The sequence below is a fragment of the Mammaliicoccus sp. K-M42 genome (assembly GCF_022386375.1).
Taxonomy (GTDB): domain Bacteria; phylum Bacillota; class Bacilli; order Staphylococcales; family Staphylococcaceae; genus Mammaliicoccus; species Mammaliicoccus fleurettii.
This window is the reverse complement of the sequence record NZ_JAJNIS010000014.1, coordinates 14,105-31,866: the sequence shown is the minus strand read 5'-3', so window position 1 is coordinate 31,866 and position 17,762 is coordinate 14,105. Positions and strand designations below refer to the sequence as shown.

The 17,762-nt window shown below is 29.7% G+C and carries 14 protein-coding genes; 1 reads left to right on the top strand and 13 read right to left on the bottom strand.

The genetic code is table 11. The features are described 5' to 3' along the window. The 11 genes from LQ668_RS08505 to LQ668_RS08455 all read right to left on the bottom strand — a co-directional run bounded on the left by LQ668_RS08505 (nucleotide 1) and on the right by LQ668_RS08455 (nucleotide 13,245). Nucleotides 1–1,119, bottom strand: a complete 1,119-nt coding sequence (locus LQ668_RS08505; RefSeq protein WP_239775990.1) for a glycosyltransferase family 4 protein — start codon at nucleotides 1,117–1,119, stop codon at nucleotides 1–3. After that, entirely contained in the window at nucleotides 1,103–2,230 is a 1,128-nt protein-coding gene (locus LQ668_RS08500) for a hypothetical protein (protein ID WP_239775989.1), read from the bottom strand. Before LQ668_RS08500 ends, LQ668_RS08505 begins: the two co-directional genes overlap by 17 nt. A 5-nt stretch (nucleotides 2,231–2,235) precedes the next feature. After that, on the bottom strand, nucleotides 2,236–3,567 hold the full coding sequence (locus LQ668_RS08495) for a polysaccharide pyruvyl transferase family protein (protein ID WP_239775988.1): 1,332 nt from the start codon (nucleotides 3,565–3,567) through the stop codon (nucleotides 2,236–2,238). Between the two features lies 1 nt (nucleotide 3,568). After that, nucleotides 3,569–4,774 carry a lipopolysaccharide biosynthesis protein gene (locus LQ668_RS08490; protein WP_239775987.1) on the bottom strand — a complete coding sequence of 402 codons (1,206 nt, stop codon included), beginning with the start codon at nucleotides 4,772–4,774 and terminating at the stop codon, nucleotides 3,569–3,571. After that, nucleotides 4,767–6,593 (bottom strand): polysaccharide biosynthesis protein, encoded by a 1,827-nt coding sequence (locus LQ668_RS08485; RefSeq protein WP_239775986.1) that lies wholly within the window; start codon nucleotides 6,591–6,593, stop codon nucleotides 4,767–4,769. Before LQ668_RS08485 ends, LQ668_RS08490 begins: the two co-directional genes overlap by 8 nt. Nucleotides 6,594–6,615: 22 nt before the next feature. Then, nucleotides 6,616–7,380 carry a tyrosine-protein phosphatase gene (locus LQ668_RS08480; protein WP_239775985.1) on the bottom strand — a complete coding sequence of 255 codons (765 nt, stop codon included), beginning with the start codon at nucleotides 7,378–7,380 and terminating at the stop codon, nucleotides 6,616–6,618. After that, nucleotides 7,380–8,078 (bottom strand): polysaccharide biosynthesis tyrosine autokinase, encoded by a 699-nt coding sequence (locus LQ668_RS08475; protein ID WP_239775984.1) that lies wholly within the window; start codon nucleotides 8,076–8,078, stop codon nucleotides 7,380–7,382. The genes LQ668_RS08480 and LQ668_RS08475 overlap by 1 nt, the downstream gene beginning before the upstream one ends. 15 nt (nucleotides 8,079–8,093) lie before the next feature. Beyond that, nucleotides 8,094–8,762 carry a Wzz/FepE/Etk N-terminal domain-containing protein gene (locus LQ668_RS08470; RefSeq protein ID WP_239775983.1) on the bottom strand — a complete coding sequence of 223 codons (669 nt, stop codon included), beginning with the start codon at nucleotides 8,760–8,762 and terminating at the stop codon, nucleotides 8,094–8,096. 545 nt (nucleotides 8,763–9,307) lie between these two features. After that, nucleotides 9,308–10,954 (bottom strand): phospho-sugar mutase, encoded by a 1,647-nt coding sequence (locus LQ668_RS08465; protein ID WP_239775982.1) that lies wholly within the window; start codon nucleotides 10,952–10,954, stop codon nucleotides 9,308–9,310. Between the two features lie 17 nt (nucleotides 10,955–10,971). Beyond that, the gene (gene galU, locus LQ668_RS08460) at nucleotides 10,972–11,856 is read right to left on the bottom strand and encodes a UTP--glucose-1-phosphate uridylyltransferase GalU (RefSeq protein WP_239775981.1); all 885 of its coding nucleotides are present in this window, start codon (nucleotides 11,854–11,856) and stop codon (nucleotides 10,972–10,974) included. A 516-nt stretch (nucleotides 11,857–12,372) separates the two neighbouring features. Continuing rightward, nucleotides 12,373–13,245, bottom strand: a complete 873-nt coding sequence (locus LQ668_RS08455; RefSeq protein WP_239775980.1) for a MurR/RpiR family transcriptional regulator — start codon at nucleotides 13,243–13,245, stop codon at nucleotides 12,373–12,375. Between the two features lie 158 nt (nucleotides 13,246–13,403). On the opposite strand from LQ668_RS08455, the gene LQ668_RS08450 reads away from it, so the two are divergent. Further along, a complete protein-coding gene (locus LQ668_RS08450) occupies nucleotides 13,404–14,810 on the top strand; it encodes a 6-phospho-beta-glucosidase (protein ID WP_239775979.1) in 1,407 nt (468 codons plus the stop codon). Between the two features lie 1,054 nt (nucleotides 14,811–15,864). Here LQ668_RS08450 and fba read toward each other — a convergent pair. After that, nucleotides 15,865–16,704 carry a class II fructose-1,6-bisphosphate aldolase gene (gene fba / locus LQ668_RS08445; protein WP_239775978.1) on the bottom strand — a complete coding sequence of 280 codons (840 nt, stop codon included), beginning with the start codon at nucleotides 16,702–16,704 and terminating at the stop codon, nucleotides 15,865–15,867. A 26-nt stretch (nucleotides 16,705–16,730) separates the two neighbouring features. Then, the gene (gene iolG / locus LQ668_RS08440; RefSeq protein ID WP_218702743.1) at nucleotides 16,731–17,750 is read right to left on the bottom strand and encodes an inositol 2-dehydrogenase; all 1,020 of its coding nucleotides are present in this window, start codon (nucleotides 17,748–17,750) and stop codon (nucleotides 16,731–16,733) included. Between the last annotated feature and the right edge of the window lie 12 nt (nucleotides 17,751–17,762).

Below are 17,762 nucleotides of genomic sequence, written 5' to 3'. Positions count from 1 at the left end.
TTATCCCTCCTCGTTTAAAACTTTATTATATATTTTATCCATTTGTTCTAAAACAGTTTTTTCGGAATATTTTTCTTTTAAACTTTTATTATTACTACCCATTCTATTTTGTAATTTTTTATTTTGAATTAATGAAATAAATTTATCAACTAACTCGTTATTACTAGCTAAATTAACTGTAAAACCATTAAATCCATTTTGTACTAAATCAGTATTACCTCGAATATCACTTACTACAATTGGCTTATGTAAAGCTATTGCTTCAAGAATACATCTTGGAAGGCCTTCTTGTACTGAAAGTAAAGTTACTATATCAGACTGATAAATTATTTCTTTTATATCTGTTCTATAGCCTAAAAAATATACACTACCTAGATTTTTACTTTTTACATATTTTCTATATTCTTTTTCTAATTCACCATTTCCTATAAGTAATAATTTTGCCTGGGGGCATTTTAATTGAATATTTTCCCAATTTTCAAGCAAATACATTTGATTTTTACGTTTGCTCATTTCTCCAATATAGCTTATAAGAATATCATTATTATCAAAATCAAGTTCGTTTCTAATATCAGAACTATCTTTTATATTTCGAGGATTATATAAATCTAAATCAACACCTATTCCGTTTATTAAATGCAAATTTTCCTCTTTGAAAAATGTTTTAGCATTTGTATAATCTTCTTGGTTCATTACAATAAGTTCATCTGTATATTTTGCTGCATACATTTCCATGCTTTTATATAATAAATTCTTTAAAAAATTACCATTTTTATAAAAATGAAACCCATGTGCCGTATAAATCAATTTAGATTTATTAGCATTGATAATTCTAATAATAAATGAAATAAATGGTGTATGTGTTGTAATTAGATCAAAATTATGTTCTCTCAATATATTTTTTAATTGATTATATGCTTTAAAATTTTTAATTTTAAAGGGTGACCTTTCTATGTCAATTTCTAGACATGTGACTCCCATATTTTCGATTTGGTCTTTATTACCATCATCTTTGGCTATAGCAAATACTTCATGACCTTGATTTAAGAAGTATTGAATATATGGTTTATGAAAAGCAACTAAATGTCTATAGACTGAAGCACTAAACAGAATTTTCATTTTTTTTCTCTCCTAATCTACTTATTATCATTACAATTAATGGTAACCATCCTAATATTCTAACTCTTGTGGCTGTGCCTAAATTATCATTGATTAAGCTAATTTCTAAAAACAAAACTAAAGAAGATATTATTATAATTATTTCACTTACTGACATTTTCTTTATATTTTTAATTATATAATAAGCAATGAACAGAAATGGAATTCCTTCACAACACATAAGCATAAGTGATGAGAAGCTGTTTGCTTGCCAAATCAAAGGACCAAACACTGATGATATAAACGCATAGAAATAGTTTATATAGAAACTAATCAAATTTGTTGTATCTAGATGAATATTTAATTGTGATCCACCTGTCATAGCTTCCATACCTGTTTGTCTAAATAGCAGAGCATCTGATATCGACATATTTATTAATGGGAATTTATAATCTTTTGCAAAGATTATTGCTAAATTTAATAGAATGAATAAGGAAAATAACATCCATTTTAAAGATATAAACTTTCTCAAAAAATAAAAGATATAAATTGTCAATAATGGAAGAATTGCATATTCTCGATATAAAAACAAAGGTACTAGCGTCACTATAAATAAGAAATTATAAATAATATTTTTAGATTTAATATATTTTATAAGGAAACAAAGACCTAATATATAATAAAACAATATCCAGGTATCCCTATAAATTGATGTTGTTGACAAAATCAATAATGAAGGATAAATGATATTTATTAAAATTATTAAACAAAGATTATTATACTTAATTTTACCCGTAATTAATGTTGAAAGATAAATAGTTGCCAAAACTAATAATATATTCCCCATTTGATTAAATAATTTTAAAACAAATAAATTATCAGTGCCAAATATTTTTAAAATTATTCCTAATATTGGTATATGTACAGAGGTATATTTATATGAGGAGTTCTCCGCAAATTTTATTGCTTGTTCAGCATAAAATGATCCATCTGAACCTCCACCAAATAATTTAGTATCAAAACCGTCTAAACCAATACTTTTACTATATAAATAAAAAATTGAATTCAACAAAAAAATTATTAGTGTGAAAAAAAGAATGTATAATATGAATTTAATTTGGTTACTTTTCATATTAATTATTTTTCAAGAACTTCATTGATTTTAATAATAAGCTCATTTCTTTGAATATTATATTCATCTAATTTCCCACTAATTTTTTCTTGGACACTACTATCGTTTATTAAATCGTCAAATAATTGAATTAAATTATTTTCGTTAATTTCATCAATTTTAATTTCATATTTCCCTAATGAAAAATCTTTCATAATACCTTCACCTTTGTTTCCACCATAAGATATAGCTATACAAGGAACACATTGGGTAAAGGCAAAAATCACTGAGTGAAATCTAGTTCCAATAATATAATCCATATGTCCATATATAGAAACTAAATCATTTGCATTTAACTCAATATCTGAAATTACACTGACTTTATTTTTTAAACATTTTTGTACTTCTTCAATAGCTAATTCATCATTTTCATGATCACTTGGACCCATTGTTTGAGCAATCAAGAATATATTATAATTCCCTTGATAATTTTCAATGAATTTCGAAACAGATTTTATATATTTAGTATATAATTCGTCTTTATTTTTATGACCCGAAAAATTGTATGGCCTTACTGTAACACCTATATTTTTATTTGATTTATCATATAGTATATTATTTTGATTTAGATATTTATAAAAATCGAAATTTTGATTTTTATAAATAAAAAATCCCAAATCCGGATAATAAAAACTTTGATTCTTTAATATATTATCATTTTGCTCTTTAGAAATATTCTCTCTTACAGTAATTAAGTCAGTTTTATTCATAATGTTGATATATATTTTTCTAGCTAATGAATTTTTAAAAGGACCAAAAGAGTTTGGTAAAAAAATCACTTTTTTGTTATTTCTTTTCGCAAAAATTGCATAGTAAAGTTGGTATATAAATACATAGATATCAGAAATTTTTCCATAGCTATGTATAAAGCCTCCGCCTTTATATACAATTACGTCAAACTTATAGTACTCATTAATAATTGCTTTTTCTTTGTCTGAAAGTATAGCTCCACCAATTTTGGCAATTAATTTACTTTTTGATAAAATCATTAACCTAGGAATAATGTCTTTTACTGATACTAAAGTCCAAACAATTGCTTTTAATAAATTATTTTTAATCCTTCCATTTAGTACTCTACTTGGGTGAGGAATTAGTGGATCTATAAATTTAAATCCATTTTTTTTTGATTGTCTATTTTGCAAATATTTTTCTTTTTTCGTATTCCCATATGATATTAAGGTAATATTTGTATCTTCCTTTGAATCTTTTATAATTCTTGCAGTCTCCCAAACCAATGCTTGGTCTCCTCTATTTAAATCTGTATTAGCAGGAGCAATAACTACTTCTAAATTTTTCACCCTATTCACCTCTTTTTTTTATTATTAAGATATATTTACTGCAGTAAATAATTATTTCTGCAACTAGAACTGCAAGTATTGCACCTAAAATATTTAAATTAGAAATAAGTATAATAGATAATATTGTTACTATTACTAGATAAATTACATTTAATTTTAGTTGCACTTTATACATTTGATAGGTTAAGAAAATATTGTCCATATTAATATTTAAATACTTCATCAATCCAACTAATATGACTATTATTAACTCTATTTTATAACTAGCTATCTCTTTATTAAATATGATTTCTATAATTATATCTCCAAAAAAGAAGCATACTAATATCGTAGGTGTCATTATAATGAAAATTATAATATCTAATTTCTTTTTAATTTTATAAACTTCATCAAAGTTCCATTGGTATCTTTTTTTTGCCTGCTCAGGTAAAACCGCATTATTTATTGAAATTATTATATAAGAACCTGCTGTAACTAAATAAAACAATGAACCATATACACCTAATTGTTCAGTGTTACCTAAATATTGGAGTATATATCTTGGAACATTTACATTCATACTAGTTAAAAAATGCGCTATTCCAAGTGGTACAGTTAGAAGTAATAAATACTTAAAATTAAATTCAAATTTAATTTTTTGTTCTATTAAAGTTTGAACTTTTCTCTGTTCTAAAATTATAAAGATACCGTGTATTATAGTTAAACATAAAAATGAATATATCACATTTTGAAAAATACTGATAAATATTATAAAACCAATTATTGATAAAATCACTTTCCATAAATTTATAAAGAATATTATTCTCATACTATTTGTTTTTTGAAAGTGTGCATTTATTATATCGGATATAGATTCAAAGCCCTTCCAAAACACAATTAATATAACAAATATTTCCTCATAAAAATTCAAGTCAAAAGTTTGTATTAAAATAATTGAAATAGCAATATATATTATGGTTGAAAAGAATCGCAATGTGTAATATTGGTTAAATGAATACTCATTTTTGTAATCAGAAGAGTATGCTGATCTTAAATTCAATCTAGAAAACAATAGAATTGGTGCGGTAATTGCTAATCCTAAAGTTAGCAATCCTACACTACTAGTACCAACGAATTTAGATAATATAACTAATATAATGAGTTGCAATAATGTGTTCATTACGGTTGTCAAAACATTATAAATAATATTTGACTTAACACTACTCATTTTTAACATTTCCTTCTTTTTTATTAGTTAAGGTCAGAAGTTCACTAACACTAATATCTAGACTATATATTTTATTAAGTTTTTCCTCTAGAATTTCTTTTTCTGGTAATTTCACTTTCCCACGATATATTTTCTCATATACTTGTTCTGGATGTATTTCGTTCTTATTGAGCAATTCTTCGAATAATTTTTCCCCTGGCCTAATACCACTAAACTCAATACCTATATCTTCTTCTTTATAACCACTTAATCTGATAAGATTTTTAGCTAAATCAACAATCTTAACGGGTTTACCCATATCTAGTACGAATACTTCTCCACCTGTTGCTAAAGCACCAGCTTGAAGGACTAGTCTTGATGCTTCTGGTATTGTCATGAAGTATCTTGTCATTTCTGGATGAGTAACTGTTACTGGTCCACCAGCCTCGATTTGTTTTTTGAAGAGTGGTATTACAGAACCTCTTGATCCAAGTACGTTTCCAAACCTGACTGCTACAAAATCAGTCTTACTAGTTTCATTATTCATACTTTGAATAACCATTTCAGCTACTCGTTTAGAAGCTCCCATAACATTAGGAGGATTTACAGCTTTATCTGTAGATACCATAACAAATTTACTAACTTCTGCTAATTTCGCAGCTTCTGCAGTATTTCTTGTACCTAAAACATTGTTCTTGATTGCTTCTAGTGGATTATATTCCATTAACGGGACATGCTTATGTGCTGCTGCGTGATAAACAACATATGGTCTATACTCTTGCAGAACTTCTTTCATTCGCTTTTTGTCCTGCACATCCGCAATAATAGGTACTACTTCGATTTTTTCTTTATATATTTTAGTTAGTTCTTGATGTATGTGATATATACTATTCTCACCATGCCCGAGTAGTACAATTTTATCTGGTGTAAACTTACAAACTTGTCTGCATATTTCAGAACCGATTGATCCACCTGCTCCAGTTACAAGTATTGTTTTTTCTGTTAATTCTTTTGAGATAGATGCCATATCGAGCTCAACTGGGTCTCTTCCTAGTAAGTCTTCGACTTCTACTTTTTTCAATTGATTAACTTCTATTTCACCTGACATGACATTTTCTATGTTAGGCATTTTAAATACTTCAACTCTTGCGCCTTCACATAACTCATTAATTTCTCTTAATCTATTTTGTGAAAGTGTTGGAATGGCAATAATAATTTTTTTTATATTAAATTTTTTAACTAAATCAGGTATATCTGAAATGTAACCTTGTACCTTTACACCTGATGTTATAGACATCTTTTGTTTATTTGGATCATCATCTACGACAAGAACTGGTTCCATTCCCATATATGGTGTATTTAACATTTGGCGAATTAGTAAAGAGCCACCTCGACCTCCACCCACTATAAGTGTTGGTTTTCTCTTACCTTCAGTACTTATGAATGCTTTTCTAAATATTCTCCATGATAACCTTGAACCACCTATTAGTAATAAGTGCATCATCCAAGTTATAAAATATAATCTTAAAAATGGTGGTTGCTGTGTAACAATTGGGACAATTATCCCAGTAGTTATAATCGATCCCGTAACTGCTTTAACAATTAATATTAATTCACTAACACTCGCATATTCCCACGCTCTATGATATAAATCGAAGATTTGAGCGAATACATGATGTGATACAAGCAAAATAAGTGATGATAAAATTAACGTTTTAATAGAGTAGCTCTCAAAATATGGCTCTAAGATGTAATATCCTAAAAATACTGAAAAAGTAACAATCAATGAGTCTATAACTAATAACATCACGAGCCTTTGCTTAGTTGATATATATTCCAATTCTCATTCCCCTATTTCTTATTTAAAATAGACCAAAAAATTTGTTTTTCTTAAATTCAATTGGTCTTTCTTTTACTACATCTTTATTCTGTATCATTGCTTCGTTGTTATTTAATAAGCCTTTTATAGTAGGCTCCATATTTTTCAATTTTGGTGTAGTGAACAATTCATCCAGACCAAACGGTCTATTCTCTGGATGATGTGCATCTGAAGCAATAAAATGTATTAAGTTATGTTCTATCATTTGAATAGATAACTTTTGTATATTTTTTCCAAGTTTCCCGGTTAAAGATGAAGCTGTTATTTGGCTCAATGCACCTTTATTTATTAATTCATAAAGCAAATTAATATCTTGAGCAACAGCTTTATTACGTTCAGGATGAGCTATAATAGGTATAAAACCTTTAGTTTGAATTTCATAAAGAAGACTCTTGGTGTAATGTGGTACAGCATTAGAAGGTAACTCTATTAGAAGATATTTAGAGTGATTAATTCCCTGAATTTGATGTTGATCTATATCCTCTAATACTTTGTCAGTTATTCTTATTTCTTGACCAGGATATAACTGAATATTAAAATCTTTGATTTGTTGATTACTTGTTAGTTCATTAATTGCGCTATCAACATCACTAAATATGTTGTTATACCTCGGATGCAGATGATGAGGTGTCACAACAATACCCGTGATACCTTGTTCTTTAGCTTGTGCTAATAAATCAATAGTTTCTTCTAACGCTTGGGGGCCATCATCAAGTCCAACTAATAAATGATTATGAATATCAATCATTATTCATTTTCCCCATAATAATAGTAAGAACTTGATGATTTATCTAAAGGAGCTTTATTTAAAATAGCGCCAAGAATTTTAGTTCCTGATTTCTCTAATAATTCTTTGCCTTTCTTAACTGATTCTTTATTATTATTTTCAACATCTATTATGTAGACTGCATTTTTGGTCAATTCACCAATTAATTGAGCATCCGTAACTGTATTAACAGGTGGTGTATCAACAAGAATGAAATCATATTGTTTTTTAAGTTCTTCAAATATTTCTAACATGTTAGTTGAACCAATTAATTCAGACGGATTTGGCGGAATCGGTCCTGAAGTTAAGACATCCAAATTTAAAACCTCTGTAGCATGCACGGCTTCTTCAAATGTACTCTTGTTTATAATTAAATTAGACAACCCTGTAATATTATTTTGATTAAATATATAATGTTGAGTTGGTTTTCTCATATCACCATCAATTAATAATGTTTTAAAGCCTGCTTGTGCATAAGTTACTGCAATATTTGCTGATACAGTTGATTTACCTGAAGCTGGTTTATCAGATGTCACTAACAATGTCTGGATATCATCATCTGCAGTTGAAAATAAAATATTAGATCTAATTCCTCTAAACTTCTCACTTACGACTGCTTTAGGTTTTTTATGAGTTATTAATGTTGTTATTTCTTTATCTGATTTCTTAATTTTAACCATTTTATTAAACCTCCTTTATTGATCAAATCTTTGTATAGTTCCTAATACTGGTAAATCCAGTTGTTCCTCAACATCTTCTTCTGTTTTAATTCTCTTATCTAATATTTCTTTCAAGAATATTATAATTAATGCGATAATTAAACCTAAAAATACACCAACTATTGCATTTAGAAGCGGTTTAGGTGATACTTTACTTCCATTATTATCTGCCTTAGAAAGTATAGAAACGTTATCTACATTCATAATGTCACTTACTTCTTTACTAAAAACGTTCGCAATTTCGTTTGCAACTTTACCTGCATTTTCACGACTTTCATTCTCAACAGTTATATTTAATATTTTTGATTCTGCATGATTACTTACCGTGAGCATCCCAGCAATTTCACCGCTTGAATATTTGCCCTTTAAATTTTTAGATACTTTGTCTAATATTCTTGGACTTTTCAAAATTTCAGAGTATGTATTTACGAGTTGTAAATCTGATTGCACTTGTTGAGCCATCAGTTGGCTATCCGTTTCTTTTTGATTTACAAGTACTTGTGTAGAAGTTGAGTATTTCGGCGTCATTAATACGAACGTGAGCACCATGCTCAAAATTAGAAAAACGACTGGTAAAATAATTAAATATTTTATGTTTTTCTTTAAAATTGCAAATAGTTTACTTAAGTCAATTGTCTCTTCCATAAAATCCTCCACTCATATATTTAATGCAATTTAATTATACAACAATTACTTGTATTTACAATTGTATTTATAAATATTCTAGAAATAATTTTTATACTGATACACTATTAAACTGAGCTTTATTTATATTTATTATATTTAATTACGACCTTATTTTAAATAAAATTATTCTAATATTCATTTATATATATGTTTAATATCACATCATTAATTTTCTTATTACATTAAAAATTACATTAATTTACATTAATCACATATAAGAAAGCCTTATTGAGTAAAACACTCAATATGACTTTTGCTAAACGTCTTTTTAAATTGTTTTAATATTAAGAAAAAACTCTTGTATTTCTTATATAGAAAAAATAAAAATTGAATTTAAACATTAAATTTTCAAAATTTATAACCCATTTATCAAGTTATATGATACCGAAGCTCATCAATTTACCACTATTAAAAAATCATAAAAAAATAAGCTGACTGTATATAAATACCTAAATACAGTTAGCTTATTTCATTTGTAATAAATTTTATTTAAATTCTATCTTCTACCCCAACTCATACTTCTCTTTAAACTCATCAATTACTTCTCCTAAATCATCTACATCTAAAGAAAAATAAAGTTTCATCTTAGGTTCTGTTCCTGATGGTCTTACTGCTATAAATCCTTCTTTAAAAATAAATTTGATTAGATCTGTTTGTGGTAAGTGGATGCTTTCTTTATTGCCGCTTCTAACACTATACGCTTCTTGTGTTACATAGTTCTCTATGATCAATGGTGTTAAGTTTGTTAGTTCTATTGTATTTAATTGTTTGAAGTTGCTCATGATTTGATTAATCTTTGTTCTTCCTGCTGCGCCTTCAAATGTTGGTGATAGTGTCTTATCTTTATATTGTCCGTGTTCTTGATATATATTTTCTAATATATCTTTAAATGTATTACCTTCTTGTGCGAGTTGTTCTTTATACTTTATGAGTAATGCTGCTACTTGTATTGCATCTTTATCTCTTGAGATATCATCTACTATATATCCGTGGCTTTCTTCATATGCTAGGACAAGTTGTGAGGGATTATTTTCTAAGTTCATCAACTGTTCTGATATGTATTTAAAGCCTGTTAGGACATTTATAACGCCTATGTCTAATGATTTCGCTAACTTCTCACTTAATGCACTTGTTACGACTGATTTGATGATGTATTTCCGTTTATCATCTGATAGTTCTTCGTTTCTTAATTTCATAAGCAACAAGCCTATTTCATTTCCATTGAAATATTTCGTTGTGCCATCTTCGTATCTTTCTACAATTCCGATTCTATCTGCATCTGGATCTGTTGCGATTATCAACTGAGCGTCTTCTCGTTCTGCTAATACTTTTCCTAATTCAAAAGTATCTTCCACTTCTGGGTTCGCTATTTTCACAGTTGGGAAATCGCCATTTGGCGCTGATTGTGCTTGTTCTACGATATAATTAGTGTATGATAAATCATTTAATATTTCGGATAATAAAGGTAAACTTGTACCGTGCAAGCTTGTTAGAACAGTCTTTGTTGATGTTGTTGAAAAGTCACCGACTAATTCTTTAATCGCTGCTTTATATGCTATTGTTGTTACTTCATTTAATGGCATCACGACTTGTTCTTCTTGTAATGCTTTTAAGTCTGTCGTCTTAATATTCAAAGGATCTTTTACTTTATCTATATAATGACTAAGTTCTTGCGATGGTTCTGTTAATAATTGGCCACCGTCTGAGCCATAAACTTTAATGCCGTTATAGTTTTTAGGATTATGACTTGCTGTAATCATAATGCCTGCAGTTGTGTTTAAATGTCTGACTGCAAATGATAATTCTGGTGTTGATTTATATGTTTCTGGCAATATAACATGTACGCCATTTGTGCCTAATACTTTCGCTATCTCAATCGCAAATTCTTTAGATAAATGTCTCGTATCAAAGTGGATGACTACTTTAGGTTGTTCTGTTTTATTTTTTAAATATTTGGCTAACCCTAAAGCAACCTTTTGTATAGTAAATTTATTTAAACGACCTGGACCGATACCAAAAGTATTTCTAATACCTGCTGTTCCAAAGGATAATACATCTGAAAATCCTTCTTCAATTTCTTCATCTGATTGGAGTTTATAAAAGTGTTCTACTAAGCTTTCAGAAACTTTCTCTTCCCATTGTGATTTCAAAGTTCTATCCCCTTTATCTAAATATCTAGTGATTGAATGTAACGTTGAATTTCATCACACATTTCTTCATCTTTCAAAGCATATTCTATCGTTGTCTTAACAAATCCAATTTTTTCACCAACATCATAGCGCTTGCCTTCAAAGTCATACGCATAAACTTTATCGTCTTTATTTAAACGCTCTATAGCGTCTGTTAATTGAATTTCTCCACCACTACCTTCAGTTTGTGTTTCTAAATAGTCGAAGATTTTAGGTGAAAGTACATATCTACCCATAATTGCAAGGTTAGATGGTGCTGTTCCTTGCGCAGGCTTTTCAACAAATTTTTCTACTTCATATAAGCGTTCGTCTTGAGATTTCGGTTCAATTATACCGTAACGATGTGTTTCTGATTCAGGTACAGTTTGAACACCAATAACTGATTTACCTGTTTCTTCATATTGATTCATTAATTGTTTAATTGCAGGATTATCAGATTCTACAATATCATCACCTAGAAGAACCGCAAACGGTTCATTACCGATAAATTGTTTAGCTGTATGAATTGCATGTCCTAATCCTTTTTGTTCCTTTTGTCTCACATAGAAAATATTGGCCAAATTTGTTGAATACTGAACTTTATCAAGTAACTCAAGCTTACCCTTTTCGAACAATGTCGTTTCTAGTTCTTTTTGAATATCAAAGTGATCTTCAATCGCACGTTTATGTTTACCTGTAACAATAATAATATCCTCAATACCCGCTCTAGACGCCTCTTCCACAATATATTGAATTGTAGGTTTATCTAAAATTGGTAACATCTCTTTAGGCATCGCTTTCGTAGCAGGTAAGAAACGTGTTCCTAAACCAGCTGCTGGTATAATTGCTTTTTTTATTTTTAAATCAATTTTTCTATTTATCATTTTAAGTTTCCTTTCCAGAAAGTTTTTAACTAATATACTTCTAATTATAAATATGTATTCTTTCCATAGTGATACACCAAATTTAGAACGCTCTTCTCAAATTAGTATATCTCTTTATTAATTTTATCTAGTTTCCTTTTCTTTTGCATCCCAATTTATAATTATTCTGTAATGTTTTGATTCTATTTAGTATGGTTTATACAACTAACTATGACCTCACTCATCTCATTAGTAATTTTAAAAACATACATTTTACACGCTATAATTATATCATCTTTATTATAAATAAAAAGATAATTTTACAAAAATTTATTCTTAGTATATATTTTTTTAATTTCAAAAAAGAGAAGTTGTGTAATCTACAGTAAAGCAAAACTTAATTTTACAAAATTTTATTCAAAAATTGACATCTTTACAATAATTCCATACAAAAATATATACAAATTATGATTTATATTGAGGTATATAACTTATATGTGCTTATTTTATGGATTTTCCAGTTTATACAATATTCATTTACTGATTTTCTTGAATCATTTTATTATGTGTAACGCGATGATCAAAGTTCTTGGCAATATTGATTTTGTAGTTTGTGTGTTGTTCATAATCCTTTCCGTATACACATGCGTAAAGTATATCCATTAGAAATCCTATTGAATCTCTTGTTGAGAAGTTGCTGATTTTTGAATAAAGCTTTTCTCGTGTTGATATGCGCAAAGTACTGTCTGCATATTTACTTACTGTGTTCTCTCCTATACTCGTTAATCCGATTATTGGAACTTTTTTCTTCTTTAACATTGGCAATAGTTTTAATATGCTTTGATTCTCTCCACTATAAGAGATAAATATTGCGCATGTGTCTTTTGTAGATTTTTCTATTTCAAAATGCGGTTCTAATGTGCATAGTTTAACAGTTTTGCCTATTTGATTCATCTTCATTTCAAACTCTTCACAAATCATTAAATTATGGTAGAGTCCAAATATTTTGATTGTATCTGCTTTTACTAAATAATCTACTGCTAAATCTAATGCTTGATTATTAATTAAATGTAGTGTGTCATTAATCGTCGTTTGATTTAACAATGCTAATTTATGACTGATGGACATATTATTATCTGTTGCATCAAACGGGAAATTCGCATCGATTGATTCGTAATGTCGATTTAAATATTCTACCTCTTCTAAGAAATGTTCTTTTAATTCTAACCATCCATCATAACCTAATTTCTTCGCGATTCTAATCACTGTGGAAGGATGTGTATACGTTACTTTAGATATATGTTCTAATGTTTTAGTTTTTACTTTTTCTCGTTCTTCAAACAAATAATTAATGATGCTTTGTTCTGCTTCGGAAAAGATATCTTCTTTCATTCTTTCGGTTAATAACATGTTTAGAACTCCCCTTTGTAAAAATTAATTACAAACATTTATCTTTTTAGAAGGAAATTTGTAAATTTCATTTGATAATAGCGCATTCGCCTCTTTAATCGTTACTTCTATTCTATACTTAACGTGTATAAGAAAGAAATCAATAGGGGGTATTTTAAATGGAAAAAGGTATTAAAATTGTGACAATCGGTGGCGGTAGTAGTTATACACCTGAGTTGATGGAAGGTTTTATTAAACGTTACGAGTCTTTGCCATTAAGTGAAATTTGGTTAGTTGATATTCCTGAAGGTCGAGAAAAATTAGAAACTGTCGGTAAGATGGCGCAAAGAATGTGGGACGCTTCTCCTTATGATGTAACGATACATTTATCTTTGGATAGAAGAGAAGCATTAAAAGATGCAGATTTTGTAACGACGCAATTTAGAGTAGGATTATTAGATGCTCGAATTAAAGATGAACGTATTCCGTTATCTCACGGATTCTTAGGTCAAGAAACAAATGGACCGGGTGGTATTTTTAAAGCGCTAAGAACAATTCCTGTCTTATTAAATATCGTTGAGGATATGAAAGAACTCTGTCCAAACGCTTGGTTAATCAATTTTACAAACCCTAGTGGTATGGTGACAGATGCAATTGTACGATATGGGAAATGGGACAAAGTACTCGGTCTATGTAACGTACCGGTTAATAGTTTAATTAATGAACCTGAAATGTTGAATGTTAAAGAAGGAGAACTTACGCATCACTTCGCAGGATTAAATCATTTTCATTGGCATCGGGTAAAAGACGCTCAAGGGAACGATGTAACAGAACAATTGAATAAAAAGCTCGTAGAAGATGCATCGTCATTACCTTCTAATATTTTTGATGTATCATTTTTTGAAGAACAATTGCAACAAATGAATTTAATTCCATGTGGCTATCATAGATATTATTACCGTGCAGAAGAAATGTTAGAACATACGCTTAAAGAATATCATGATCCAGAAATCGGTACACGTGCAGAACAAGTTAGACAAACTGAGAAAGAATTATTTGAACTGTATAAAGATGAACATCTGGACCATAAACCAGAACAATTAAGCAAAAGAGGCGGGACACACTATTCAGACGTAGCTTGTGAAACGATCGCTTCAATCGCATCAAATAAAAATACACACGTCGTTGTCTCTACAGTTAATAATGGCGCAGTACCAGACTTAGCACCAGAAGACGTAGTTGAAGTATCAGCATATATCAATGCAACAGGCGCACAACCAATCGCATTCGGCTCATTACACCCAGCAGAACGAGGATGGTTACAAGTCATGAAAAATATGGAACTATGTGTAGAAGAAGCAGCAGTAACCGGAGACTATGGCTTATTATTACAAGCCTTTATCATAAATCCATTAATACAAAGTGGTGAAACAGCCAAACAAGTAATGAACGAATTACTCATCGCACATAAAGCATATTTACCACAATTCTCCGAAACAATCGCACAACTAGAAGCACAAGGCATAGAAATAAAAGATGCCAAAGCAAGAGAACTAAGTGAGCATGTAGAATTGAGAAACGTATAGAAGTAGAACGGTTGGGATTGAAATGTGCTTATTTAGTACATTTCAATCCCGTCATCCAATACAAATATAATGATTTGAGGCTGGGACAATTAATTTGTCCCAGCCTTTCATTGTGTAGTGTTGATTTTGAGGATGTCTTAGATTAATGACGGAGTTAATCTACAACTTACCCAATCTCTTTGATTAACTACCGAATTAATCTACAACTTAGCCGATTTCTTCGATTAACTTCTGAATTAATCTACAACTTAGTCGATCTCTTAGATTAACTTCCGACTTAATCTACAACTTGGTCGATCTCTTAGATTAACTCCCGAATTAATCTACAACTTAGCCAATCTCTTCGATTAACTACTGAATTAATCTACAACTTGGTCGATCTCTTAGATTAACTTCAGACTTAATCTACAACTCAGTCAATCTCTTAGATTAACTGCCTACTTAATCTACAACTTGGTCGATCTCTTAGATTAACTACTGAATTAATCTACAACTTGGTCGATCTCTTAGATTAACTTCAGACTTAATCTACAACTTAGCCAATCTCTTCGATTAACTACTGAATTAATCTACAACTTGGTCAATCTCTTAGATTAACTTCAGACTTAATCTACAACTCAGTCAATCTCTTAGATTAACTGCCGAATTAATCTACAACTTGGTCGATCTCTTAGATTAACTGTCGAATTAATCTACAACTTAGTCAATTTCTTAGATTAACTGCCGAATTAATCTACAACTTGGTCGATCTCTTAGATTAACTGTCGAATTAATCTACAACTTAGTCAATTTCTTCGATTAACTTCAGACTTAATCTACAACTTGGTCGATCTCTTCGATTAACTTCCGACTTAATCTACAACTTACCCAATCTCTTAGATTAACTGCCGAATTAATCTACAACTTAGCCGATCTCTTAGATTAACTGCCTCAATCCCAACATATTTCAACAAAAAGACTACATCGTCCGAGATACGATGTAGTCTTTTCTAACGTTGTCAGTTGGTTATTCTGACGTTCGTGTTTTTATATAGGGTATGTGTTAATTGTATTTCTATGCTCTATTGTTAGACAAACATTTATGAATGATTGATTCTACAGTGTCTTGCATAACTTTTTTACTTGGATTCAAAATTTGTTGGGGGTTAAAAATATTTTGATCTTCTGTTAGTGTTTGTCTAAGTTGATTACTCCATGCGATATTGATTTCGGTATTAAAGTTTATTTTTGCGTGTCCTAATTTAATTGCTTTTACTAGGTCTTCGTCTGATATTCCTGATGCGCCATGTAATACTAAAGGGATATCGATGGCTTCTTGTATTTCTTCCATTTCTTTAAATCCTAAGTTTGGTTCGCCTTGGTATTTACCATGTACGGATCCTAATGCCGGTGCAAGTGTGTCTAGATTGGCTTCTTTCGCAAGTCTTATACAGTCTTCTAATCGTGCATATTGAACATTACCGATTACGCCATCTTCATTACCTCCGATTGCTCCGACTTCGCCTTCAACTATGACGTTATGTTTATGCGCATAGTCTACTATTTCTTTAGTCTTTGCTATATTTTCTTCGATTGGTAATTTAGAACCGTCAAACATAACCGAGTCGTAACCAGCATCTACTGCTTGTTTACAACCTTCTATACTCAATCCATGATCAAGATGTATAATAACCGGTACTGTTATATCCATTGACTCTATTTTGTGGTTAATTGTCTTACATATAAAATCATATCCACCAAGAAACTCAATAACTTTATCTGTCGTTCCTAAAATAATTGGGGAACGTGTTTTCTCTGCAGCTTTTAAAATACATTCTATCCATATTAACCCATTAACATTAATTTGAGGAATGGCATAATGTGATTCTTTAGCTTTTCGTATAAATGTATTCATTATTTAACGTTCCACCTTCCTTATGGTTATAATGTTTTTGATTGACCGGTTAATAATGATTGAGGTGCATTTGCTAATAATGATTCTTTACATTTCATTGCGATTTCTTGTGCTTTATAACCATCTTCTATTGAACATAATACATCTGTATCATTTAAGATAGCTTCTATAAATCCATCGATTTCTATTTTGTAAGCTTCACTATATCTTTCTAAGAAGAAGTACGGTGGATTATTTTTAGATATACCATCTGCACGGTGATAATTTAAAGTTGTAGTTTGCTCATTACCTATATCTATTGCACCGTTATCACCTAATACTTCTACACGTTGATCGTATCCATATACACTTCTTCTACAGTTTTCAATTACAGCCATTGAACCATTTTCAAATTTAAGTGTAACGAGCGCTGTATCGATATCGTCATATTTAGCTATTTCCGGATTGACGAGTGCTCCACCTGTCGCATAAACTTCAGTTATTTCAGACTGCATTAAATATCTCGCCATATCAAAGTCATGAATCATCATATCCATAAATAATCCGCCAGAACGTTTAATATATTCTATCGGTGGTGGCTCAGGGTCTCTCGAAGTAATACGTAACGTTTGGATATTTCCAAGCTCACCTTTATTTAAAATTGTTTGAAGTTCTTTGAAGTTTTTATCAAATCTTCTATTGAAACCCATTTGTAATTTAACATTAGATTGCTGAACCGCTTCTAGTGCTTCTTTAGCTTCATCTATAGATAAACTAATTGGTTTCTCACAGAATATGTGTTTACCTTTAGCACATGCTGCTTTAATGATATCTACATGTGTATCTGTTGGAGAACATATGACAATAACATCTACTTCTGGATCATTAATAATATCCATATGGTTTTTCGTTTTATTTTCTATACCTGCTTTTTTAATCCAATCCACCATTTTGTCGCAATATATATCTGAAATCCATTTAATTCTAACGTCTTTATGCGTTCTTAAATAATTGATATGTAATTGGCCAATACGTCCTGCACCAATTACGCCAAATGTAAGTGTCATAAACTTTTCCTC

Bases quoted from the DNA above. Each gene is read 5' to 3' on its own strand.
- LQ668_RS08455 (WP_239775980.1), bottom strand. From the start codon at position 13,245: ATGTTATTAACCGAAAGAATGAAAGAAGATATCTTTTCCGAAGCAGAA.
- LQ668_RS08505 (WP_239775990.1), bottom strand. From the start codon at position 1,119: ATGAAAATTCTGTTTAGTGCTTCAGTCTATAGACATTTAGTTGCTTTT.
- LQ668_RS08475 (WP_239775984.1), bottom strand. From the start codon at position 8,078: ATGGTTAAAATTAAGAAATCAGATAAAGAAATAACAACATTAATAACT.
- fba (WP_239775978.1), bottom strand. From the start codon at position 16,704: ATGAATACATTTATACGAAAAGCTAAAGAATCACATTATGCCATTCCT.
- iolG (WP_218702743.1), bottom strand. From the start codon at position 17,750: ATGACACTTACATTTGGCGTAATTGGTGCAGGACGTATTGGCCAATTA.
- galU (WP_239775981.1), bottom strand. From the start codon at position 11,856: ATGATAAATAGAAAAATTGATTTAAAAATAAAAAAAGCAATTATACCA.
- LQ668_RS08470 (WP_239775983.1), bottom strand. From the start codon at position 8,762: ATGGAAGAGACAATTGACTTAAGTAAACTATTTGCAATTTTAAAGAAA.
- LQ668_RS08490 (WP_239775987.1), bottom strand. From the start codon at position 4,774: ATGAGTAGTGTTAAGTCAAATATTATTTATAATGTTTTGACAACCGTA.
- LQ668_RS08450 (WP_239775979.1), top strand. From the start codon at position 13,404: ATGGAAAAAGGTATTAAAATTGTGACAATCGGTGGCGGTAGTAGTTAT.
- LQ668_RS08500 (WP_239775989.1), bottom strand. From the start codon at position 2,230: ATGAAAAGTAACCAAATTAAATTCATATTATACATTCTTTTTTTCACA.
- LQ668_RS08480 (WP_239775985.1), bottom strand. From the start codon at position 7,380: ATGATTGATATTCATAATCATTTATTAGTTGGACTTGATGATGGCCCC.